At 56.5% G+C, this 24,255-nt stretch carries 18 protein-coding genes; 2 read left to right on the top strand and 16 right to left on the bottom strand.

The features are described from left to right. Positions 1–105 precede the first annotated feature (105 nt). The 9 genes from tnpC to J7655_RS20835 all read right to left on the bottom strand — a co-directional run bounded on the left by tnpC (position 106) and on the right by J7655_RS20835 (position 13,867). Positions 106–1,620, bottom strand: coding sequence for an IS66 family transposase (gene tnpC / locus J7655_RS05585; protein WP_230926913.1), 1,515 nt, complete (start codon positions 1,618–1,620; stop codon positions 106–108). Positions 1,621–1,639: 19 nt separating this feature from the next. After that, entirely contained in the window at positions 1,640–1,999 is a 360-nt protein-coding gene (gene tnpB, locus J7655_RS05580) for an IS66 family insertion sequence element accessory protein TnpB (RefSeq protein ID WP_058151328.1), read from the bottom strand. Between the two features lie 89 nt (positions 2,000–2,088). Continuing rightward, entirely contained in the window at positions 2,089–4,851 is a 2,763-nt protein-coding gene (locus tag J7655_RS05575; RefSeq protein ID WP_230926912.1) for a class I SAM-dependent DNA methyltransferase, read from the bottom strand. A gap of 665 nt (positions 4,852–5,516) precedes the next feature. Further along, on the bottom strand, positions 5,517–7,370 hold the full coding sequence (locus J7655_RS05570; RefSeq protein WP_230926911.1) for a DUF262 domain-containing protein: 1,854 nt from the start codon (positions 7,368–7,370) through the stop codon (positions 5,517–5,519). 7 nt (positions 7,371–7,377) lie between these two features. Then, positions 7,378–10,263 (bottom strand): ATP-binding domain-containing protein, encoded by a 2,886-nt coding sequence (locus J7655_RS05565; RefSeq protein WP_230926910.1) that lies wholly within the window; start codon positions 10,261–10,263, stop codon positions 7,378–7,380. An 87-nt stretch (positions 10,264–10,350) separates the two neighbouring features. After that, positions 10,351–11,487, bottom strand: coding sequence for a hypothetical protein (locus J7655_RS05560; RefSeq protein WP_230926909.1), 1,137 nt, complete (start codon positions 11,485–11,487; stop codon positions 10,351–10,353). 117 nt (positions 11,488–11,604) lie between these two features. Next, on the bottom strand, positions 11,605–12,105 hold the full coding sequence (locus tag J7655_RS05555; protein WP_230926908.1) for a hypothetical protein: 501 nt from the start codon (positions 12,103–12,105) through the stop codon (positions 11,605–11,607). Positions 12,106–12,116: 11 nt separating this feature from the next. Beyond that, positions 12,117–12,995 carry a hypothetical protein gene (locus J7655_RS05550; RefSeq protein ID WP_230926907.1) on the bottom strand — a complete coding sequence of 293 codons (879 nt, stop codon included), beginning with the start codon at positions 12,993–12,995 and terminating at the stop codon, positions 12,117–12,119. Between the two features lie 212 nt (positions 12,996–13,207). Continuing rightward, positions 13,208–13,867, bottom strand: a complete 660-nt coding sequence (locus J7655_RS20835) for an OB-fold protein (RefSeq protein WP_338052710.1) — start codon at positions 13,865–13,867, stop codon at positions 13,208–13,210. A gap of 134 nt (positions 13,868–14,001) precedes the next feature. Here J7655_RS20835 and J7655_RS05535 point away from each other — a divergent pair, with 134 nt between their 5' ends. Next, positions 14,002–14,877: a WYL domain-containing protein gene (locus tag J7655_RS05535; protein WP_230926906.1), complete on the top strand. Its 876-nt coding sequence runs from the start codon at positions 14,002–14,004 to the stop codon at positions 14,875–14,877. After that, a complete protein-coding gene (locus J7655_RS05530; RefSeq protein WP_420850910.1) occupies positions 14,849–15,391 on the top strand; it encodes a DUF4113 domain-containing protein in 543 nt (180 codons plus the stop codon). Before J7655_RS05535 ends, J7655_RS05530 begins: the two co-directional genes overlap by 29 nt. Before the next feature lie 128 nt (positions 15,392–15,519). On the opposite strand, the gene J7655_RS05525 is transcribed toward J7655_RS05530, so the two are convergent. From J7655_RS05525 to J7655_RS05495, 7 genes are all read right to left on the bottom strand, one after another. Then, complete coding sequence (locus J7655_RS05525; RefSeq protein ID WP_230926905.1) at positions 15,520–15,879, bottom strand: hypothetical protein; 360 nt, start codon at positions 15,877–15,879, stop codon at positions 15,520–15,522. Between the two features lie 116 nt (positions 15,880–15,995). Continuing rightward, on the bottom strand, positions 15,996–16,751 hold the full coding sequence (gene istB / locus J7655_RS05520; protein WP_230925724.1) for an IS21-like element ISPpu7 family helper ATPase IstB: 756 nt from the start codon (positions 16,749–16,751) through the stop codon (positions 15,996–15,998). A gap of 17 nt (positions 16,752–16,768) precedes the next feature. After that, positions 16,769–18,283 (bottom strand): IS21 family transposase, encoded by a 1,515-nt coding sequence (gene istA / locus J7655_RS05515; protein ID WP_230925725.1) that lies wholly within the window; start codon positions 18,281–18,283, stop codon positions 16,769–16,771. A 106-nt stretch (positions 18,284–18,389) separates the two neighbouring features. Next, a complete protein-coding gene (locus J7655_RS05510) occupies positions 18,390–19,706 on the bottom strand; it encodes a hypothetical protein (protein ID WP_230926904.1) in 1,317 nt (438 codons plus the stop codon). Positions 19,707–19,754: 48 nt separating this feature from the next. Beyond that, a complete protein-coding gene (locus J7655_RS05505; RefSeq protein WP_143499640.1) occupies positions 19,755–19,910 on the bottom strand; it encodes a hypothetical protein in 156 nt (51 codons plus the stop codon). A 145-nt stretch (positions 19,911–20,055) separates the two neighbouring features. Beyond that, positions 20,056–22,605, bottom strand: a complete 2,550-nt coding sequence (locus J7655_RS05500) for a phospholipase D-like domain-containing protein (RefSeq protein WP_230926903.1) — start codon at positions 22,603–22,605, stop codon at positions 20,056–20,058. Beyond that, positions 22,598–24,241: a hypothetical protein gene (locus J7655_RS05495; protein WP_230926902.1), complete on the bottom strand. Its 1,644-nt coding sequence runs from the start codon at positions 24,239–24,241 to the stop codon at positions 22,598–22,600. The genes J7655_RS05500 and J7655_RS05495 overlap by 8 nt, the downstream gene beginning before the upstream one ends. Positions 24,242–24,255 lie beyond the last annotated feature (14 nt).

The following is a 24,255-nucleotide window of genomic DNA, read 5'->3' as shown; positions in this document are numbered from 1 at the left end:
ATAGTCACGCTTCCATTCAGGGCTTCATGCCCGCGTATTTGATCAGGATAAGTTCATTCATTAGTAAGCGCTCCATAAACCCCGTCCTGGCGAACGGGTTTATTTTCAGGAAGTAGGGGCAGAAGCTGGCGAGCAATTCCACGGCAGCAGCGCTTCGTAGTCCTCGACGCTCTGTGCCATAGGTAACCGTTCGAGGATATGACGCAGCCAGGCATAGGGCTCTCGCCCATTAGCCTTGGCGGTTTCGATCAGGCTATAGATCTGCGCGCTGGCCGTGGCGCCCTTGGGCGTGTCGCTGAACAGCCAGTTCTTGCGCCCGATGACGAACGGGCGGATGGCATTCTCGGCGCGGTTGTTGTCGATCGGCAGGTGCCCGCCCTCGACGTAGCGCACCAGCTTGCTCCAGTTGCTGGCCAGGTAATTCACCGCCTTGCCCAGGGCCGTCTGACCGGCGACCTGCGGCTGGGTCTTGTCCAGCCAGGTCTTGAGTTGATCGAGTAGCGGTTGGCTGCGTTGCAGGCGAGCCGTCAGGCGTTCGCTGTCGCTGGCTGCTTTCAGGTCGCGTTCGATGCCGTAGAGTTTGTTGATCAGGTTCAGTGCCATGTCGGCACGGCCGGTCTTGCCCTTGGGCTGCACTTTCTGCGCTTCGACGAACTTGCGCCGCGCATGCGCCCAGCAGGCCAGGCGTTCGATGCCTTCTTGCGCGGACACGGCGTTGTAGCCGGCGTAGTCGTCGGTCATCAGGTAGCCGCGATAGCCGTCGAGCAGGCGCAGCGGCACCTCCTGCGCGCGGCTAGTGGTGTAGTCGAAGAGGATTACCGGCTTGTCCGGCGGCCCCCCGCTTTGCACCCACATCCAGGATTGCGCAGCGGGATCGCGTCCCGGCTCATGCAGCACCTGCAGGCGGGTTTCGTCGCAGTGCAATACCGGGTAGTCCAGCAGCTTGTCGCGCATCAGGTTGAGCAGCGGCTGCAGTTGTTCACCGCTCTGGATCACCCAGCGCGCCAACGTCTGGCGCGGGATCTCGACGCCGTGGCGGCTGAGCATTTTCTCGAAGCGGTACAGCGGGATACCGTCGGCGTACTTGGTGGTCAGCAGCATCGCCAGCACGCTGGGGCTGGCCAGGCTCTTTTCGATCAGTTGCGCCGGCTTGTCGGCGGTGACCGGAGCCATTTCACAGGCCTTGCAGGCGTAGGTCTTGCGGATGTGACGGATCACCCGCACCTGCATCGGGATGATCTCCAGCTGCTCGCTGGTCTCTTCACCGATGACCTGTTTGCAGGCGCCGCAGGCGCAGGTCAGTTCGTGCTCGGGCAGTTCATGGATGACGTCGACGCGCGGCAGATTGGCCGGCAGCGGCTTGCGCTTGCCACGACGCTTGACCGGCGCAACGACTTCTTCGGCTTCGGCTTCGGCTTCGCTTGGCGCGTCGGCTGCGTCGATCAGCTCTTCGGCCTCATTGAACATGGCCAGCTGCGGTGAGTCGGCATCTTCAGGGCTGCGCTCGGACTTGGGAGAGAACAGTTTGTGGCGCAGCAGGGCGTTCTCTTCCTGCAATTGCAGAATCAGAGCCTTGAGCAGGACGAGGTCGTCGGGAAGGTTGTCGGCGCCAAATTTCATGGCGCCGGATTATACCGGCTCAGGCCACGAAGCGTGGCGTCAGAACCTGATGCGGACGGTTACGCCACAGGTCGATGCCGTCGAGTAGCCAGTTCAGCTCGTCGACCGTCAGTTCGATGGCCTCGTCGCCAGCATCAGGTTTGGTCTTGAAGCGCTCAGCCTCCAGACGCTTGAGCCACAGGCAGAAGCCATTGCGTTCCCAGTAGAGGATCTTGACCTGGCTACGGGTACGGTTGAGGAAGACGAACAGCACCGGGTTGAACACCTCCACCTTGATGTCCAACTCGACCAGGGCGGCCAGGCCGTTGATGGATTTGCGGAAGTCGACGGGCTTTGGGTAGAGGTAGACCTTTTGCACTTTGGCGTCGGGACGCATCATGACGGGGCTCCACAGGGAAAAACAGGGAGCCCAGCATCCGGAAACGGATAGTTCAGTTGAAGGTGGGGTTTATGGAGCGCTTACATTCATTACTTGGCCTTCCGTGGCTTCTGTTTGGCCGTCATTTCGGTATACAACTCGAACAGCTTTTCCAGACGCTCGGTGTCGTTTTTGAAGCAGCGACCGATATAGATGCGCTCCAACACTTCATCGTTACGCTGATGGGCGGCGCGTAGATTCTCAGGCATGGTGGCAATGTCGTAGAGATCTGCAATTGTGGCCGGGAAATGGGCTTCTCGGGCAAGAAGGATATCTTCAGCACAACGTGTGAGATCAGCTTTGTTTTTCTCGGTCAATACGGGTATGGGAAATGTGTTCCAGCCCAGCGTATTGGAATAAGAGAAGTCAGTTCTCATACGAACACAGACAGTGCCGATCCAAACCCAATGCAGACGTGAAGCAATTAGCGACAAGTTCCAAAGTGGCGCATTGAATAGGGCATAACACTTGTTCGAAATAATGGTTCCAACCGGCAACAGCCCAACCGGAAGGTAATCGCGATTTTCAGAACTGATTGCCGGCACGGCAATGACAATCTCGTCTCCATTCTGCCTAATCTCACCGAAACTATGTGCTCTCTGCGCAGAGGCATTAGTAGCTACCTTGCTGCTCGCTAACCTCATATCGCGTACAGACTCGATACGCTTTGCAATAGCTTGGATTGAGCTCGCCTGATCCAAATGCTCATCGTCAATCCACAAGCAGTAACGCTCCAGACCTCGAATAAACTCTGCAGATCCATAAAGTCGGCGGACAAATCGCGTGCGCTCTTCTGGCTTTAGGTCTAAGCCCTCTAGTTCATCCCGAGATAAAAGCAAGTACCCTCCATCTACAGGCTTACTACCAAAGTCCATTGCACCTTGACCGCATAATGGTCTTGAGGACTTCTCAATGATTATGCTATCACCGGCCACAAGGTATGCATTAATAGCACTGCACTGCTTTTCAACAACTTCACCGCCAGCGCCCACCGAAAATAAGCGCTTCGTCTTCTTAAGGTGAGAAGATATTCCAATGATGGATACTGTCACCCCTGCATTGTGCGCAGCCAGATTCGACCATTTAAAAGAATTATAAGAAAACTCTATTTCGCATCCAGCAGCAAAAATCTCTGGCCAAAGAATAGAGACTTGCTGCCCCTGGCAAATGGAATTGGTCGATACAAACGCAGCTGCTGCATTGGCATGACGGCAATAGTCAGCCGCCTTGAGGAACCAGCCGGCAACGTAGTCCAAGGATTTCCAGTTTTTTACTCGACTGTCAAAGAGCTTCCTGAGATCGTCTTTTTGATCATCACTTTGCCAGGTACTGCCCAAATACGGCGGGTTGCCGCAGATGTAGGTCTCGCCACCTTCGTTCTCGAAGTCAATCTGGGCCTGATCCAGTGGACTCTGGAAAAGGTCATCGGCTGTAAGCCTAACCCCGGTCCCTGTTGGCGGGCAGGTACTAAGCCAATCCACCTGTAGGGCATTGCCACGAGTAATCCAGTTCTGACTGCTCAACGGCAGAAATTCCAGCAGAGCCTCTTTTTGTCCTCGGTACAGCACATCGCATTGATACTCAGCGATGATTAGGGCCAGTCGAGCAATCTCAGCAGAGAAGTCCCGCAGCTCGATACCTCGGAAATTGGTGAGAGGAATATCGCTCTTACGCCCAGGCTCGCCACGACGCTCATTGATCGTGTTTTCAATTTCGCGCAGCTGCTTGTAGGCGATGACCAGGAAATTGCCCGAACCACAGGCCGGATCAAACACTCGAATACGTGCCAGACGTTTGCGTAGGTTGAGCAACATGCGCGGGTTGTCACCGGCCTCTTCCAGCTTGGCGCGAAGCTCATCGAGTAACAGCGGGTTCAGTACCTTTAGGATATTGGGCACGCTGGTGTAGTGCATGCCTAGTGAGCCGCGCTCCTCGTCGTCCGCCACGGCCTGGATCATGGAGCCGAAGATATCGGGATTGATCTGCTTCCAATCCAGCGCACCGATATGCAGCAGGTAGCTACGCGCAATGCGGGAAAAGCGCGGTACATCCGGCTCACCCGAGAACAGCCCACCGTTGACGTACGGGAAAGCATCCGCCCAACGCGGCAGATTTGCCGAAGCTCGCTGAGCAATCGGCGTGTTCATGGCGCGGAAGATTTCGCCCATCACCTCATGCAGATTGCTTGAATCGCGGTCGCTCATCTGCGTGAGTGTGTCGGTGAACAGACCGGTGCCATTGAAAATGTCGGTATCTTCAGCGAAGAAGCAGAAGATCAGCCGCGCCATGAAATGGTTCATCTCATGGCGGCGTTCGGCCGTGCCCCAGGCAGGGTTGTCCTTGAGCAGCTCCACATAGAGTCGATTCAGACGGCTGGTCGCGCGGATGTCGAAGGAGTTCTCACGGATCTGCTTGACCGTGGAAATACCTGCCAGCGGCAGGAAAAAGCCGAAGTGGTCAGGAAACTGCGGGTAGTCGCAGGCGACCGTCTCGCCGCTTTCCAGCTCCTCAGCTTCCAGCGTCTCGCCATCGGTAGCGAGCACGTATTTGGCCTTGGCACGGGCCGTCGCGGGGCTGGACTTGAGTGTCGCCAGGGTCTCGGTGACCTTGCCTGGCTCACACACGGCCAGGTGGATATTGCTGGTCTGCAGCACACCGCCCAGATCGGACTTGTTGGTTGCGCCCGAACGCAGGCGCTTGAGGGTGGTTTCCTTATTACCGAAGGCCTGCAGGAAGGCATAAGGGAACTCGACCCGGTCAAACGGCTGGCTGGCCAGGTCGGTGATGGCTTGTTCGATTTCTACGGCGTTCATATAGGGCTGTTCCGATCACTGCTGCCAAGGCGGCAAAGGGGGCCTTTAGGCCCACCATCCATGCAAATTGCATGGATGATAAAGGAACGGGCTTTGGCGTGTGAAAAAGATCCAAGCCAACTGCGGCTGATGATGCGTTTACTAGATGAACATCAAGCCTGAAGTGCGGCTCGCCACCCACGGCCACCAGCGTTTGGGATGGCTGCGCAGAAATGGAGGATCAGCGCACCCACGCTCGCTACATTGGGAGTGGTCACAGGGAACGCACTGCCCAGAGAGTTTTCCAGCCCGCCTTTAATCTCATGGGCGACTAGCGAAGGGAGCATCCTGAACTCTCACCGGACCACGCCAGGCCCCTCCTGCGACCGGCTTAAAACCATTGCCTGACACACTTGCACTGCTGCATTCAACTGCTTGCGGGCATGCTGAACCTTCACCCACCCCGCCTCCTACATGCCGGTCTGCAAAATAGTCTTACGTAGCTACTCACTGTGCGGGGCCGCTCACGCCATGCCGTCCAATCGCATCGACTTTATGGGATGGCAGCAGATTACGTACAAAGAAACTGCTGTTCAGCCCGCGTAGAAAGCCCTTCTTGTTTTACGAAATCATTATTCCTCGCTTACAAAGCTCGATACCGTCTACCGCTGGGAACAATCCACTAGCTATGACTGATCCGGATATGGCCATATTTCAATGGCAGCCTTAGCAAGGGTTTTACCCCTGGAAAGAATCGCCTCCTCCGCCCATTCCGCATGATCATGCAGATCGCGGCTCAGGTTCAGCTTACTCCACTTCAACAGTTCCGGCTTTTTGACGGACCAGGAGGAGTTGGACAACGCAGGATTCAAGCTGACGGTCACCAATGTCAGGTTGCCGAGCGTGTGCTTGAGACGGTCGCGGCGCTGGCTAAACTCGAGCTTTTTCTGCAGATCGCCCTGAACATCCGCAGGCAGTGGCCAATGCTCCTGCCAGGTTACGGGCAAGATGTGTTCAATGGTTAAACCCTTCGGCAAGCTGGTTGCCTCGCTCTTGGCATGCACCAATGCTCGCTCCAAGGCCTTGAGCACTGCCCGCACCCGGTACTGCGGCCACCACTGGTACAATGGGTAGTCGAGCAGAGCTGTCTTCAACTCGGTATCTGTTGGGAAACGCACGCTTTCTCCATCGCTGGAGATCAGGAAAGCGCTTACCAACTGCGCCGTGATCTGCTTTTCTCGCTCAAGATGACGGATCAGGTCGAGGAACAGGCGGTTGTAGTTTTTGGTGGTCAGGCCACAAATCATCCGGCGGAACAGGAAAGACTCGACTAACGTCAGGATCGCCTCAAACTCCTCTTGCTGCTGCAACCGCAGCTGCTGGCTGCACAGTAACAACAATGGATAGACTGTCGAGGTGTCGATCACTTCGAGGCGTGCCAGAAACCTGGCCAAACGTGTGCCCGGCGTTGGCGAGGAGAACTCGCGGAAGTGTCCGGCATAGGTTTTGAGCAGGGAGATATGCTCACTGGCCGAGCTAGCCGGTTCGATAAAGTACGAGTCCGAGTCGGCAGCGTACTGCACGTAGCTCTTGTACTCGTTGAAGATGTGCCCGACACGGATATCGCGGCGCATGACCAGAGTAAGGAAGTGGCGGGTGAATATGTCGATGCGTGGGCGATTCTCTCGGCCCTGCTTGATCTCTTCGCGCCAGAAATCGCCATCGAACTCAGCCCAGTTGTCCTCATACAGCGTATCGATATCGCTGCCCTCGGCCTGCGCGCGGCGGAATAAAAAGTTCTTGATCAGATCGGCCGGCAGTAGTTGGGTGCCACGGGCATTTAGCGTCTCGAAGATCACCTGGGACTCATCGTCCTCGCCCAGATCGATTACCACCAGTTGCAGACCATTGCGGACCACGGCCCAAAGCGCATCCAGTTGCTTATCCTGCAAGACTTCGGCTTCTGCAGCGTCCGTCCGCAGCCAGCCCTCGAGCTGCTGATAGAAGTACAGGTAAGCTCCTATGATGCCCTGCTCGTGGCTGAACTCCATGCTTTTCTTCTGTGCCTGCTGCTGCAGCGCATCCGGACTACCTGCCCCGTGCACCAGCGCATATGCTTGGCGGTCTGCATTAGTTGGCAGTAGCTTTCGCACTTCCGAGGCATCATCGACCATCGTGTCACTGTTGGAAACGAGCGACTCGAAACGACCGGCAAAACGCTCGATGCCCAGCCTGCGGCACAGATCTCGGACGGCGATCAGCAGCAGTTGCAGAGTGGTGAAGCGCTGCTGTCCATCAATGACCTGACGGCACTGTACCGAGCCGGTATCGTTGCGTAGCTGTTCGAGTACCACGGCACCGAGGAAGTGCGGGCGCAGCTTCTCACCAGCCAGCACCACGCCGAGCAGTCGCTCGAAGTCCTCCCACAGCGGCTGCCAGTTATTTTCCCGTTTCCAGACATAAGGCCTCTGGAACAGAGGAATCTGGTAGCACACAGTAGGTTCAAAGATCCGCAGTAGAGGGCGGCTGTTGGCTTCCATTGTTTAGTCAATCCCTGGCATCAATTCGCTTACTCAATCGGCTCATTACCAGCCGCTGCCTGGCCCTAGAGCACCCAACGTACAGCCGGTTTCTGAACACTGGCTGGCTAAGGTCGTACTTCTCGATCATAGGCAGTAGCACAATATCGAACTCCAGCCCCTTCACATGCAGCACCGATGTGAAGTGCACAAGGTACTTCTTAGACAGGTCGATATGCTCGGACATACTCATCTTGCGGAAGCTGCCTTCCAATTCCTGTTCGCAATATGCATGCAGCTCTTGGGCTGTTTCTTGGTCGGGCAGGACAACAGCAACTGTCTGGTTCTCAGGAATATCGGCAATCAAACTGCACAGGTATCTGAACTCCTCATCCCGTCCGGAAAACCCGCGCAGGGTAAATGCGCCTTGCGGGCTCTGCTGATCATGCAGCAACGCAGCATTCAACTTCTGTACATCCGGGGCGGCTCCGTGCTCGAACAGTTTGCGTAACATCGCACTGAAGCTGGCCAGCTCCGGCTGTCCTTTCTGCCTTAGATTCTCGTCTAGGCTCACAAATTCTGGGCGCGTGCCGATTGGGAAGCATGCGTCGATGTGCATTTCCTCATTGCGCAAAAGCTGCTGCGAACGATCCCCAACTACGGTAATAGCGCTATAGCTGGGATCTGCCTGGCAATTCATCAGATAGATCTGCTGCTCGGTGAAGTCTTGGACTTCGTCGACGAATACGCTCTGATAATAAGCCGGCTCGCGCAAGCTAGGATGTACTTTGGCCGTTACGCCGAAACTCAGATCGTGGGCCAGACACAGCAAAAGATCGATGTCTGCATCGTTCAAACGCTGGTCTTCAATACGCTGCAATACCTGCTGCACGGCTTGTGCGCTGGGGAAGGCGTCAGCGTGATTATGTAATGCCCGGGAATAAAGCCCAGCAAAACCTTTTAATGGTTTAACAAAATGGTCCAATGCCGATTTGAGGAAAATCTTACGCACCGTCAGCTGTGACTGCTTGTCCTCGCCCGGAAGAGCAAGGCTACCAACAGCTCGAACAATCTTAAGCCATTTCAGGGCGCCATCTTCGAGATACAGCAAGGACTGGGGACGCCCCAGGGAAATGAACAGCTCACTAACGGCCAGGAACCTGACCTCAAAGCTCTGCCCTCCCGTGATAGATGGCAGCAACACACGGACATCCTCGCCCGCCCGTGAAGCGTTCAATGCTGCCTCAAATGATAGCGGTTGCTTAGCTGGTGACAGGAACTGATAACGCCCACTGGATGAGCACAGCTGCACCTTTTGCCCAGTCCCCGTGCTGGACGTGTCCTCTCGGTACAGAATCAGCGCCCGTTCCGGTGACACAAAGAGGTCGACCGGCAATTCGGCCAAGCGTTTGGCCAGTTCCGGGTTGCCGTTGCCGTACACAACGTGGCCGGCCAAATGGATGCTCAGCGTATCCGGACCGAGGATACGCTGGGCCAATGCCTGACTCGTCTCAATCAAGTTGGCGGCAAGACCATGCAGAACCCGCTCTGTAGAAACGGGCAACATCAGCTGTTGGATAAACTCATTCACGCTGGAGGAAAGCGCTTTGTTGGCTATGGCCAACAAAGCGCGTTGATGAGCCGTAAATCGTTGCCCAGGCTCACTGTCCAGGTAAGCTAACTGTTCCCGAAAGTTGGCAGCAATCACTCGTGCTACAGCCAAACGTGCAGCATTGAGCCACGCAAGCGTGGAGATCGGGGCAGGGCCTTCGACACTGCTATGTTTGAAGCGTTTGCCTGCGTCTCCAGAGGTTTCCAGTTGACGATAGTTGCGCAGTCTGGAACGCAACTCGTGATATTCCTGCACAGGCAAGCTGGGCATACCCAGTTTGCTGCAAGTCTCTTTGAGGTATTGAATCAGCTCGGCCGTACGTACGAAGCCAACACTCCCTTCCTGGGAGAACTTGCCGGCGAATTTGCCCTCCCAGTAATCGAAGTCGTCACCCAGAATGGTCCGAAATGTCGCCCGATCCGAGACATCATTCGAGTTAAAGTCGCAGAGCATCTTGGTGCGTCCGAGCGCAGCAGAAGTTTTACCTGAACCGGCAATACCTTCCACCCACATGGGCCCGACCGGGGAGCGAGAAATGATTTTGTCTTGATTGCGCGTGCGGTTCAGAAAGAAGTGTTCGTCCAAGCTCATGCGCTCAGAGGCTTCTGTGTCCGGCTCTTCTTCAAGGTCATCGAGGTCGAGCGGGTGCACCACCTCGTTTTCTTCATCATCAACAATTTTCAAAACTGGCAACTTATCGAAAACCGAGGGAGGTTCAACCGAGATCGTCACTTCATCCCGCGCTGGTGTGGCCTCCAACTTCTGGCCCTCAATAGCTTCGCTAGGCATGCCAGTCATGGGGGTGCCTTTGAAGGCGCGCAACTGCTGCGCTTTTGCTATAACTTTGCCAACAAAGGCTCTCAGATCCACTACCTTTCCCTGCCCACTGGCATTCTCGACCCCCATTGCCAGAAAGTTGCGAGCATGCTGTTCCAGTTCTTCAAAACTATGGCGGCGGAACTGTCGCTCCTCCTCCACCTCATAGTCTCCCCAGGCCAGTGAACAGCCCTCAAATCCCATTCCAGCCACAGCCAGCAGCCGACCAATAGGTGAGTGAGGGGTGGCATAGCCGGAACTTGCCTTCGGATATACCAACGAATGCATGCCCAACCGGTATGTGGCAACTCCACCAATTCCCCGCCTGATGACCAGGGCCTTGCCATAGGCGTTACGCTTGAGGTCACGATAAGAGAGATCTCCTTCACGAATCATGCGTTCGGCATAATCGATAATGCCCTCGAGCACCTCCAGTTCTTCATGTGCAACCTTGTACAGATATTCGTCACTATGCTGCTTTTTCATGCCTGTCATTATTGATCCCTGGCAAAAGAATGCCCGCGCGGCTTATAGGGGTTGGGGTTGAGGATTTGCTTGTTATCCATAAGGCGGTCATAGCGCGTCACTTTTCTTCTGCTTGATCTCTTGGTCACAGAGCTCGTAATTGCTGAACGCATACTCAAGCTTCAAATAGCCTTTGTCGGTACTGGTTGCATTGGCCATGAGAAAGATTTGCTTGAGATCATTCTTCAGCGGAGCTGATACAGAGGATTCCCAAGAGGAGGCCAAGATACGTTCCTCTTTGCGAATGGCCATCATCCAGTCGACCGGGTCTTTCCAAATGCTGCCAGGGATTAGCAAGTCGGTCTTTTCTGGTCGACCATAAAGGCTGGACAACCCTTCCTCCAGCTCACTAAATCGGCTCTTCACGGCAATGCCGAAGCTATCCGCGCTGATGTCACGACCGATCGCCATGATCGAGCACAGGCCATGAGCTGAAGAAAACTTCAGCACGTAGCTTTCGAATTCATTGTGTGTTTTTGGCAGGGTGTCGACTCGGTAGCGATTTGGCTCTCCGGGAATTTGCGTTAGGGTTTTACCTGTCATCTTCTCGACAATATCCCGGCCCAATCCCATCTGCAGCCCGAACGGGCCTTCGCCAGCCGGCAAGGTGGCATTGGCTTCCACTGGGGTACTGGCGGAGGCGACGACCGGGGTGGCAGCCCCATCCACTTTTGAGTTCTGCGGTGCTGCCAGACCATAACGGGCAACCAGCAAGCGCTGATTGAGCATCGCTAGCGTCTGCTCCTGGGTGGCAACCGCCGATAGCTTGAGGGCCTGAATCAGACCGCCGCTGTAGAGGCTTGCCTCGGCTCGAGCGGCTTTGAGTTCTTCGTTGGCATTAGCAATATTCTGCTCCAGCTCGGTGACCAGTGCCGTATCGGGTGCGTAGTTGATTACCTGTAGGGTTACCGGAGCACGTGCCTCGATGGCGTGAATGCGCTGGTCAATTAATGCCTTGTTGGTACGTAGTACCTCAAGGCGCATGTCGATCAAGCCCTTGAGTAGACCACCAGAGTACTGGTCTGATTTGGCTTCAGCATTGGTGATATCCTGAGTAACCCTCTGCTGCTCGGTTTTCAGTGCCGACACCAGCGCCTTTTCTTCTTCACTTAGTGGCTGTGGGCCACATGCCAGCAACGAGGCGGACAGTACGCTGAGAGCGAAGCCTTTGATCCATAGGTTCATGCAGTGTGCTCCTTGGTGAAAAACGCCCACTTCCGCCTGTAATTCTCTTCCCGATCCAGTTTGAAGAAGGCCGTGACGTATTCGATGGGGGGCTCAAAGTGCTCTAGCCAAGCGTTGCTAGCGGCTAAAGCGGGAAGGTAGTTTGCCGGTCTTTTTGTCATGCACTAACGCATGGATCACCGGGATCATAAACAGCGTCCAGAAAATCGATTGACGCCTAGCGCGGCCCGTTTTGGCTGTGAATGACTCCAACAGGTTGAAGGAGAAAAACAGCGCTGTGGGAATTTTTACGTACAGCGCCAGCAGGGCTTTTAGCGGATTGAGATTATCCGCAACGGTACGCAGCAGAACAAACGCCAGCAGCCCCCCCTCCAGCACCAGCAGCACAATAAACAAGCCAGCCGTCAGCTCATTAAGAGCCTCCTTGCCGCCCAGCAGGATAAACGCCGGTGTCATCAGCACTGGCAATATGTAGAGCCCCGCTACCAGCATGACGTCGTAGTAGTTGCGGTAAACCACCACCCTGCCCTTGGCGCCCAGCCAAAGGCCAAGCGCGTAGACCACCACCAACGCGACCAGAATCCAGACCCAGGCATATTCAATTTGCGGCCACTGCATCGTGTTATCTCCTAGGCTGTGACTGCTTTCAGCTCGGCATCACGCCATCCCCACAGCAGCGCAAAAACACGCTTCAATCCGTAGAGGAAAAGCAGCGGCAATAGGATGGTTTTGAGGATAAAGACGGCCATCAGGTCGACCATATTGGGGACTGCGTTATCCAGTTCCTCTTTGGCTGCGCTGGCGTCGAGTTGCAACATCATCCCTTGGGTCTTTTCTGCCAGTGCACTGAAGCCATTTTTAAACGAGTCAAACATGCCCTGCTCTTCTTCTGCAGGGTTAGTGGCAGTAGGTGTTTCGGCTACGCGCGCAGAAACGTCCTCGGAAACACTGCCCACAGCCTCTGCGCGCTGATCGATGCCTTCACGCAGGAAAACAATATCAACCCAGCTATTGGCCAGGATGGCCAGCACGATGGCAAAACGTAGAAAAACCAAGGTTAAGACCGTACGAAACAAGGGCCCGACTGCAGGGGTGACATTCAGCAGCGCAACAAGGGCAAAAGCCGCCACGCTGGCCGTTAGCAGAATGTTGAAGAACGCACTTGAGGTGATGGCAATCAGCAGCTTCTGGATCAGCAGTGAGCCAATAGAAAGCTCCATGATGGCGGCAAAACGTTCGACCAGATCATTGATTGGGTCGAGTACTTCCCCCGGAGAAACATTAAATGCAACACCGAGACTTCCCCCAACCGATACGCTTTGCAGTACGGAAACCACCCCGTTAATGCCACGGGCGACGGCATAGGTTGAAAAGGCTTGCACCAGTGCCTCATCAACATACTTACCGGAAGACCTGTCAAGCACCCCTGTCCAGGAAATAACCACCGCCAACAGCATGGCCGCTAAGGCCGGCACAAATGTGCGTGTGCCGAATTCGATCTTGTTCATGTTTAGCCTCTATCCGCTCAATACTGCTGCGCTTCAGCTGGGAAATTCTTCAGTTGAAGCGCCGAAAATGCTGGGTTCGAAGGACTGGGGAGCGAGGTGACTGGAGACAAGTCCATTTGCAGCTGGCGTACCATCCCTGAATCGTTTTGCGGCGCCGGTCACCTTATCCATTGGCCGCGCATGGGTAAAGCCATGCGCGGCGTTTTCGTCTATCACGCGTCTGGAACGCAGTTCTGCGACATGGGAATTTTGGCGATATCGCCACCGCCGGTGCAGATCAGGCTGATGCGCATACCGCGATGCAACGTGGCGGCATAGTTGGCATACGACTTTTTCAGCTCGAACTGCGGCTCCATAAACTGATTTACCCCACCGCGCAGGGTGATGTAGGGGTTACCGAACATATCGGTATTGATCGAGTCCACGGTGCCAGTGACTTTGAAGCGCTTGCCTTTGAATTGCTGATCGGCCGCGACGGTGTTGCGGTCGTAGGCCTGGGCTAATTGCTGTGCACTCACTTCAATCAGTGGCGCAGCGGCTTTAGCCGGCTGGATTTGGCTACTGGATTTTACCGAGGACTCGGTACTGGCGCGCTCACTCCCTGCCACGCCGAATATAAACAAGGCCAACCACGCAAAGCCGATCACCCGGCTCGCCGCGCTATGCCCTTCACGCAGTAGAAACCAGGCAAACACCAGCGGTACCAGGAAAATACCCAGGCCTAGCCCGAATCCAACAGTGCGGCTCGCCGGTTGGTGTGACGTTTGACTTGCTGGCAATAGTTGCTCGGCAATCGGCGCGCCGCAGTGCGGACAGGCGGCTGCTTGGTCGCTGGTCATACGGTCGCATTCGCCACAATTGATCAGTGCCATGGTGTTTCTCCTTGATTGCTTGTCCTGCTCCGGCCTCTGCCGGCTTGCTTGTAGCAATCAAGATATGTAGCTTAAGAAGACGCATCTAGAGTGTTTACCTGTACAGGTAAAGTTTTCGAGCAGGTGGAGAGCCCATGAAACGCAAACAAGAAATCGAATCGGTGCGCTGGGATCTGGCACTGCGCTATCGCCTGATCGAAACCGTGGTCTGGTGGGAGGGTCGCTTGACCACGAACCACCTGATGCAGAGCTTTGGCATCAGCCGCCAGCAAGCCTCGAAAGACATCAATACCTATATCAACGAGCATGCGCCCCATAACCTGACATATGACAAACATCTGAAGGGATATGTGCCGAGCAAGCAATTTGCCCCGCTGTTTATCGATGACAGCGCCAGCGCCTATCTGCACCTGCTCAACCAGAACCATGACCGGGCCCCGCATATCGAGGGCCTGGCATTGGCTTATGCACACACCGAAGTGCTGCAAGTACCGGATCGCACCGTGAGACCGGAACTGCTGCGCCCTCTTCTGCGCGCCTGCCGTGAAGGCTTGCGCCTGGAGTGTGAGTACGTGTCTTTCACCACCCCAGATGCCGAAACCCGGCTGATCGCCCCGCACACGCTGATCTACACCGGGATGCGTTGGCATGTGCGTGCGTATTGCGAGAAGAACAGGGATTACCGCGACTTCGTGCTTAGCCGCTTTCGTGGCAAGCCCGAGTTGATGGATGACGAAACCGAAAACACCCGCGATCAAGATCCGGGATGGAGCAGCCAGGTGCAGGTCATCATCGCACCGGACTCACGCCTTAAACCCGAACAGCAAGCCATCATCGAGACCGACTACGGCATGCAGGATGGGCGGCTGGTGATCGATACGCGTGGCGCGCTGGTGCAATACGTGCTGCAGCGTTATCAGATTGATCCGACCAAGGTACATGCCAAAGCGACGGCGCAGCAGATTGTAGTGGTGAACCTGGATGAGTTGCAGGAGTGGTTGTACCACTGAAGACGGCAACCATAGGCCGATAACAGGTAATAAGGAGGCCGTCACCAGCTATGCCACACGCGCTGCTGAAAAGCTGCGCAAGCAGGAGTCGCTCTGCAGACAAGTGAGGATCAGTCTGCGCACCGGGATGTTCAATCCAGCTGAAGCGAAATATGCCAATGGCGTCCTCTGCCAACTGCCCTACCCAACCGATGACAGCAGGCTGATCATCAAGGCCGTCCAGGCTGGATTGCAGCGAGTCTTCAGAGAGGGCTTCAGCTACGCCAAGGCTCAGGTGATGCTGTTAGATCTGTGTCGCAGGAACGAATACACGCCGGATCTGTTTGCTCCCGAGCAGCCCGTGAAAACCGAGCGACTGATGAGCACCCTAGATGCGATCAACAATCGCTGGGGACGTGGAACGCTGCAGCCGGGACGCATCGCCAAGCCAGTCGAGTGGGCTATGCGTAGAGAATTACTTTCCCCCGCCTACACTACTCGCTGGTCTGAGTTAATGGTTGCAAAAGCCAAGTAGCCTTCCCATTCGAACACGGCGCAGCCTGCCCTTGTGAGGCTGCGCCCTTGCAAGTTTCAAACGCAGGTGCTGATCATAATTGTAGGATTTGGATCGGAGATAACTTTAGCGATTGAAACGCCCCCTCACTACATTTGGTGGTCGTACCGGGCGATTTTCAGCATGTAGCAGACGTAGTCCAGCTTCTCTTCGGTCGGCTCATCATCACGCAGCCAGCGGATCTTAATGCCCAAGTACTGCGCCCACTCAATGCCCTTCTTAAAGCCACGGCGGTCATCATTTTTTGCCGCAACCTCGACGTACTGGTTCACCAGCTTGTATTGGTCTTTACCTGCCCGGTACTTGGCATTTTCAAAGGCCGCCTGGAAGTGCGGCATGGCAGCCTCGAACTCCTCTCGACGATAGTGATAGACCCCGCGCAACCAGGGCACCATCCAGCAGAGTTGCTCATTCAGGTCGTACGCAGCTACCTGAGCTGCGGATTCCACGCCATCCGGCCACCCAGTCCACGCTCATCTGGCCAGGCATTCCACGGCCATCTGGCCACCTGTTCCACGGCCATCCGGCCGGGCAGTCGGAGCGCAGCGACGCAGGGGTGGCATTGTTAGTCCGGGTTGGCTGGCGTCGTCAATTTCTGCGTCCGTTTGCGCATTGATTCACCCTTCAGATTGATCCGATAAGCGTTGTGCACCAGGCGGTCGAGGATGGCATCGGCCAGGGTCGGATCGCCGATCAGTTCGTGCCAGTTGTCCACCGGCATCTGGCTGGTGACCAGGGTCGAGCGCTGGCCGTAGCGATCATCCAGTAGCTCCAGCATGTCGCGACGCTGTTCGGCGGTGAACGGGGCCAGACCCCAGTCATCGAGGATCAGCAGGTCGGTCTTGGCGTAGCTGCTCATCAGCTTGGCGAAGCGCCCGTCGCCGTGAGCCAGGCCCAACTCCTCCAGTAGGCGCGGCAAGCGCAGGTAACGCACGCTGTAGCCCTCTCGGCAGGCCTGGTGGGCCAGGGCGCAGGCCAGCCAGGTTTTGCCCACGCCGGTGGGGCCGCCGATGATCAGGTTGAGGCCGTCGCGTAGCCACTGGCCGCCGCTCAGTTGCAGGATCAGCGCCTTATCCAGCCCGCGCGGGCTGCGGTAGTCGATGTCTTCGAGGCTGGCGTTGTGCTTGAGCCGGGCCTGGCGCAGGCGGCTGCTCAGGCGCTTGTCGTCGCGTTCAGTCAGTTCGCGGTCGACCAACAGGCCGAGGCGTTCCTCGAAGCTCAGGCTGTCGATGTCCGGGGTTTTCAGTTGCTCGGCGAGTGCCTTGAGCATGCCGTGCAGGCGCAGGGTCTGGAGCTTGTCCAGGGTCGGATGGGGCAGCATGGTGGGATTCCTTGTGTTCAGTGGTAGTAGCCGGGGCCGCGCAGGTTGGCGTGGTCGTCCGGCAGCAGGGGCAGGTTGGCTTGAGCCAACGGCAGGTTTTCCAGCCCCTGGCGCAGGATCGATTCGAGGCTCTTGTAGCTGCACGCACCGAGGCTGAGGGCGCGACGGCAGGCCAACTCCAAGCGCACTTCGCCATGGGTCTTGCCCAGGCGCAGGATGCCCAGGCAGGCCCGGTAGCCTTGGGTTGGGTGGATGCGCCGTTCGAGGATGTGGCTGATCACGCCGGCCGTGTTCGGCCCGGTCTGCTCAGCCCAGCGGATCAGCCGTTGTGGCGTCCACTCGGCGTGCTCGCGATGGCTCTTGGGCATGTGCTCGGCCTGTGTGCTGTGCCGGCCCTTGTGCGGTGAGCGCAGGTGGCTGGCCACCCGCTGATTGGCGTGGAAGCACTCCACCGTGCGCGCTGTCAGGCGTACTTCCAGTTGTTTCTTCACCAGTTGGTACGGCACCGAGTAGTAGTGCCCATCGACCTCGACGTGGTAGTCGATGTGCACCCGCGCCTTCTTCCACTCGGCATACACGTAGGGCTGCTCCGGCAGTGGGCGCAGCGCTGGACGATCCAGGGCTTCGAAGGCCGAGTGCCGGGAGCCCGGCAGCTTGCGAAACGGTCGTCGGTTGAGCCGCTCCAGCAATAAGGCAATGGCGCTGTTGAGTTCGTCCAGGGAGAAGAACTGGCGGTTCCTCAGCGCGGCGAGGATCCAGCGCTCGACCACCTGCACGCCGACCTCAGCCTTAGCCTTGTCGCGCGGCTTACGCGCCCGCGCCGGCACCACCGCCACGCCATAGTGCTCGGCCAGATCGCGGTAGCTCGGGTTGATGTCCGGCTCGTAGCGATGGCTCTTGCTCACCGCGCTGCGCAGGTTGTCCGGCACCACGATCTCGGGCACGCCGCCGAGGAAGGCGAAGCAGCGGGCATGGGAGCCCAGCCAGTCAGGTAACTGCTGCGACCAGGTGGCTTCGGCGAAGGTGTAGCTGGATGCACCAAGCACCGCGACGAACACCTGCGCCTGGCGGATCTCGCCGCTGTGGCGGTCGATCACCGGCACCGTCTGCCCGGCGTAGTCGACGAACAACTTCTCGCCGACGCGATGCTCCTGGCGCATCACCACGTCCAGCTTGCCCTGCCAGGCTCGGTAGTGCTCGCAGAACCAGCTGTATTGAAAGCCCTGCGGCTGGCTCAGGCGATACTCCTGCCAGAGCAGCGCCAGGGTCACGCCGGGGCGACGCAGCTCGGCGTGGATCATGGCCCAATCGGGCAGCGGTCGTTGCTCGCTGGGTACCGCCGGCGGTGGCGGGAACAGCTGATGCTCCAACTCGGCATCGGACAACGAACAGGGCCAACTGAGACCGCTGGCGGCAAAACGATTGAGGTAGTCGCCGACGGTGACACGACCGACCTGCACGCTGACCGCAATCTGGCGAGCCGATAGTCCGACCTCGAACTTGAGACGTAGTACTTCGCGAATCTTACGCATGGATAAATGCTCCACGACGACCTCTCTGCTTCGAAAAAGAGGTCGATGGTAGTGAAGAAATCCTGCGTTACTGCCTGCCCGGTTGAGTGGCCGGATGGCCGTGGAATCAGTGGCCGGATGCGCGTGGAATGGGTGGCCGGATCACCGTGGAATCGGTGGTCAGATGCTCATGGAATGGGTGGCCAGATGACCGTGGAATCCGCACCTGAGCGGCATACTCGTCAATTTGATTTAGCTGGGTTGCTGGAGAACTCTTGAGGTCAAAACCTTTAAACAGAAGCTCGGCAAAACCGTGCGGAGGGGAAAATGCTGAGTGCCGCTGAATCAGATCCTGAATGGAGAGCACTGCAAAAGGGCCGTACTGACCTTTAAGCTCTTCAATGCCATCCTCGCCAAGGACGGCTTCTTGAAGCTGCTGGAAAGTACCGGCTGCGCCTCGCAGCCTCGCATAGAAGAAATCCCAGTAGCGATCCCAGCTAGCAAACCAGATAGCCTGGGCCATATCACAGGACTCTTCTTGCCGAATCTGCTCCTCCATTACGGCCTTGAACTCGTTGATGTCATCGGCGATCCACAGGGCATAATCACGGAATTGATTGCAGGCATCAGCGAGGTACTGATGACCGTAGGCGGCAGTAATTTCCCTCGCTAGGTAGCTCGAAACCCGGGCAACCATTAATGCCACGAGGATGCTGGCCTGAAGCTCTTTGGATATCTCTCGCCCGCTTTGCGCCAACGCGGCAAAGGATTCTTCGAAATTTCTAAACAAGGCAGGTAATGCAGGAAGCCTTGCGCCCCGCGTCCACTTGATGGCGTTGTCGAGGTTCTGCTGAAGCATGTTGTTGTCGCTTCGCGGGTTCTTGCCTGGGTAGTGGAACTGCGTCTGCGAGAGATCACAGCGCGCATAGACCCAGCGCATGACCTTTTCCAGCGGCATTACTAGGCGGCCATCTTCAGCTACTGCCGGCAGGTACCAGAATTTGTCTTCCGGCGTTTCGAGCCCTATATCTGCGATTCGGTGTTTCAGCAGGCTCTGATTCAGCGAAACGACCAGCAAAGGAATTGCCTTCGTCGAGATGAAGTACCGGAGGGTTTCAGCCTTGCTGAGATAGGTGCCCTCTTCGCGAACCAAGCGGTTGTATGCCTCCAGCAGATCATCGAGCGGATCGCCAATAGCACTCATGATCTGAATACTGGGCAAATACGCTGTCAGGATGCTGCTGAGCGTCTGAATCACCTGCCCGAAATTCGACAGCAGTCCGCCTTCTTCTTTAGCCAGTCTCACCAACTGCTTTTGAATGGCCTTCTTCTGCGTCTCATCGATGTCGTCATGGCTGGCCTCCTTGCGGGGAAGTACGCCGAATGCATCGTAGGCCAGCTTGACCAGCTCACCCTGGGTGGCAAAGCAAGTATCTCTACTCATCTGAAATCCTTGATACCCCCGGCCAGTGCTGACCGGGGGAGCGCGATCCTAGCGCTGATTGGGGTTGAGTTGTTTACCGCGATTGCCATGAACGTGGGCATTGGTCGGGTTGGTGCCCGACGTACCGCGATTATTGTTCAGCGCATCCGAACGATGGTTGTGCTGCTGACGCTGTTGGTTGGTAGAGTTGGGTTGCTTGGACATGATTGTCTCCTGCTGGGTGGTTAGGAAATTGCATCCTAGCCACCCGGCTTGACGCGGTATCTAGGCTTTTTGGAGACGAACTTTCAGCCCCAAACGGGCTTGACAGCCCCAATACTCGTACCGTCGAAAACCAACGGAAGCTCCCTCAATTCGAGGCGTAACTTGTTGACCTTGCCGGCATCAGCGCAACAACCCTGTCACGCTCAAACTTCCGTACGTCATCAAAATCCCAAAAGCCAACATAATTCTGATCAAGCTCTACGATGACCCTAGGCTCATCATCCAAGCCAGGAATATTGCAGTATCCGCCAAGCTCAAACTCGTTGGCCTCCTCCTGCCCCTGCAACCAAGAAGAACCATAGGTCAGATGCAAGCCTAGCCATTGCTCAGCCTGAACTGAGGCTTTCGGAGTTGGCTTGAGAGTTCGCCGAATGCTATCGCGCAGCTCTGCACTGGCATCCTGGTCTGCAGCAATCGACGGCATCAGCCTCAGGAACACCGCATTCGTCTGCAATCTTTGGCGTTTTTCGTCGGCATCCCACATTAAGCTGACCTTAGCCGTCAACTCATCACCCAGATCCCAAGCGAGCCACACCAGTAAGGTACGAAGCTGCATCGTCTCATCAGCATCGTCGTCAATCGTATTGTCGATCACTTCGAGCAGACGCGACTCCGAACCGAGCAAATACCTGATGCTTTCATCAAACAGGTAGCGACGATCCCACTCTTCCACCAGATCCTGCCCGGTTGCTCGCCAGCGCTTCTGCTTATCGAGATGGCGCAGCTCACGAATCAAAGCCAGCACCGCAATCAGCTGGATCGACGCACTGACTTTCCTTGTCTCGTCTTGGCTAGCCAGCTTCAGTTGCTCAACCATTTTTCTACTCAACGCCCTTGCCTTCCTGGTAACGGCCTGGGCAATTTCAGCGTCGGTGAACTGGGGCTTCTCGACAGTATCGCTTGTCTCTTCGCCACCATCGTCCTCCTGGCCAATCTGTTCCTCTTCGCTCCGCCCTGCCCGATCTACCTCGACACTCCGCACCTCGATACCATCGTTGAGGCGTCGCATGAGCACATCGATCAGGTACGCCAGATCACCGGATTTCAATACACGCTGCTTGCGCTTCATCCGAGCCATGTCGCTCACGCTGATTACCAGCGATGTCGGCCCGTCCTCAACTGGAAGCGCATCCTTTTTATTCCGGCACTCACGGATCGCCATCTGAATTTCGTGATCGGACTGCTCCGCGAAGATCACACGCTCAACGCTGGCGATGACCCTCGATATATCGGCCTCAGTCGAGCCCAGCTCACTTAGCGCCAAACGAATCTGGTACTGCCTGGAAGATCGGGAGTTCGATTCAATGACTGAGGGATGTAGGATCATTGCCCTGGCGATCGGCCTGCCGCCCTGCGCCAACAGGCAGGAGCGGATGTCTGTCGCCTCAACCTTGGTCCTGAACACAACCTCGTCTTCATTTAGTTCCAGTGGTGCAAGCGTCTCCAGCATCTCCTGGTTCGGCCCAAGCAGTTCGGCTGCAGTCACCGACATTTGCTTGCCCCGATAGCGGATACGTATCAGGCCACGATCCGCATCTGAATAGCCCGAAAGCAGTGGCAACGATGCTGGCTGTTCAATCTCGATAGCTTCACTGCGCTCCTGGATAGTAGCGAACGCCTCCGGCGGCAACTCAGGCAACTCGAAAAGGCTTAGCATCGAAGTGGCCTCAGCAGCACGTCGGGCGGCAATGCCTGCATGAAGTACTATGGCCTCAACATTTCCATTCGCAGCGTCCATCCAGGCAGGACGACTGGGGTTTGCACTACCACTGACAAACACATCAGCCTTAGCACTATGTGTTTCAAAATAGAGCACCTTGGCATGCAGATAACCGGCCCGCTCGGCAATCTCTCGCGCATCCACATACCGAACGATTTCGCCGTCATAGCTGCCGGGATGATGGACCGAGTCGGGATCAATGCCCACCACGATATCTGCGGTGGGCCAGCGGGCTTTCAGCTCCTTGAGCAGAGCCAGCTCCCGATCGAAGAACGCCCCCAGTACCGCAACTCTCGCGACCGGGGCTGTAATCCGCTCAGCAAGTTGATCGATTAGCGCCGGCCCTCTCGGATCTTGTGCCAGCACAGCAGGCAACCCCATGTCTCCGGCTGTTGCAATCAAAGGGCTGATGAAGCGGCCTATTGCCAGCGCTGACTCCAATAGAGGCTCAGGCGCCTTGCCGCGCTCCAGCTCGATCCAGTCACGGAGCATCAGCCAGACAGCCTTAAGAACGGCGGTACCCTCACCATCCTTGGCACCACCAATTTCGATCCAGTTGGTGATTTCGCGGTTAAACCCGAGCCCCGACAGCGTGAGATTGTGACTGCCGATCAGAATCGATGCCTTCTTTGCCCCAAGCAACAGACAGACCTTCGGATGAAACGCACCGCTCACGCCAATCGGCAACAGCGTGTAGGCATGACCAGCCAAACGAGGCCGGGTGACCTGGCTTTCCCATGAAGCTGCACATTGGCCCCGATCCATCAGCACCACGTTATGACGGCATCCGGCTGCGACCAGCTTGCGCAGCAGAACCTCTTCGTAGAAAGGCAACGTCGCATTGAAGGTGGTGATCAGCGAGGCCTCGTAACCACCCCGTTTGATCACTTCAAGAAGGGAAATGCCGTCAGACACTGGCGGCCTCCATCTGCATCCGACCAGAATCAGTCAGTCTGGTCATGTGGTTGTCATCACGCGCAAGCATTCCAAGGTCGCGCAAGATCTGCAACGCCTGACGGAAACGAGGTGTAGTCTGGGATGGTGGTGGAACCTGATCACCCACCACCTCAAGTCCTCTCTCGGATGGCCGCAAATGAAAAGTCGAGCGGTTGGACTGCCGGAGCTTACGCAACGCCACTCGAAGATGGCTGTCTAGACACCAAACGACCAGATCGACAACTACATGCTTGAGAGGCATCGTCTGCCAGTCGGCACTTCGGCTACGGAAGCTGACTAGGTTGATCGGGTAGTCCCTGAGTCCCTCAAGAGTGATCGCCAATCCTGAATACGGCTGTTGTCCAAGATCATCTCGAGCAACAAGCATTGCCAGCAGGCTCAAACTACCTGAAAGCAGCCTGGCAACTTCCACGCCCGTATGCCAGCCATCAATTAACTGCCGCGCCAGCTGGATCTCATGCGCACCTTTTGTCCAGCTAGTCAGTGCTGGGCCATTCGCCCTGCTACTAGCGACCAGATCGCCGAAACTATCTGCTCCCAGATCACTCAGAACTCCGGCAACCGCTGCCGAAGTGCCAAACCAGTCAGCGAACGCTTCGACGCTGTGAAATACTCGCCGCTGCGCTGCCGATTGCGGTTGCAGTTCCTGCAGACTGATCGCTAGGATCGTCTGGAAAGCCACCGACATTAGGTCATTGCGCACATAGACGGCCCAGTGCGCACGAGTAAGCTGCAAGGCATCAGGAATTTCCCACGCCTTGCCATTTGGCAGAGCGGCACTATAGACGCAGCCTCGGAACGCCTCCTCGGTCGGACTCCGCCCCTTCAGGGCTTCCACCATTTGCAGTATCAGCCCCAGGCTTTGACGTCGCTGGGTGCCTTCCTCTGAATAGCGGTTGCTAGTATCGAAAAAAATATCAATGAGCTGCCGATGCTCGCCCAAGCTTTCGGAGATATTGCAGGCACAGAAGGCGCTCAGATCGTCTAGATCATCAAGCGTTACCGAGTCGTTCTCGACAACCTGCCAGAACTGCTCACTCGGCACCGACGACTCAACGCTCTGCGCAAGCGGTGCCCCATACTGGCTGCTATAGAAACTCCAGGATCGACCGGAAGCCTCCATCAGTTGTAGCTCGGCCAGAGTACCCGCGTAGTACTGAGAAAGGCCCCCAAGCCGATTCATGAAGTAGCGCTGGGGCGTTTCCTCAGTCGTCGCGTAGAGCGATAGCCGTAATTGTTTGCCAACCTTCAGATTGGCAAGTGAGGGAACGAGCTTGGTACGACCGACCATCGCGACGCCGTGTCGCTCGCTGCTGTGGTCTGTCACCTGCGCATGCCGCTCGGCAATCAGAGTGAACAGACAATCTGCCCGCCGAAACCGCTCCACGAAGTGGTTATAATCATCCTTCGCATAACGCTGGTCATATGACCAGACCAACCAGGGATAGAGCGAGTAGTAGCGCGCCCGGTCAGTAACATTAGTAATGCCAGGCAGTAATTGGCCATAGATCATTACGCAGGGCGCCTGAGTGCCGAGGTGATCAATCCCACCACTTGCATAGGGTGGTTTTAACCAGTTGGTGGTGAGCTTCATCGGCGCATAATCCC

Origin of the sequence: Pseudomonas wenzhouensis (genome assembly GCF_021029445.1) — a bacterium.
Classification (GTDB): Bacteria; Pseudomonadota; Gammaproteobacteria; order Pseudomonadales; family Pseudomonadaceae; genus Aquipseudomonas; species Aquipseudomonas wenzhouensis.
This window is presented reverse-complemented; position numbering and strand designations above follow the sequence as displayed.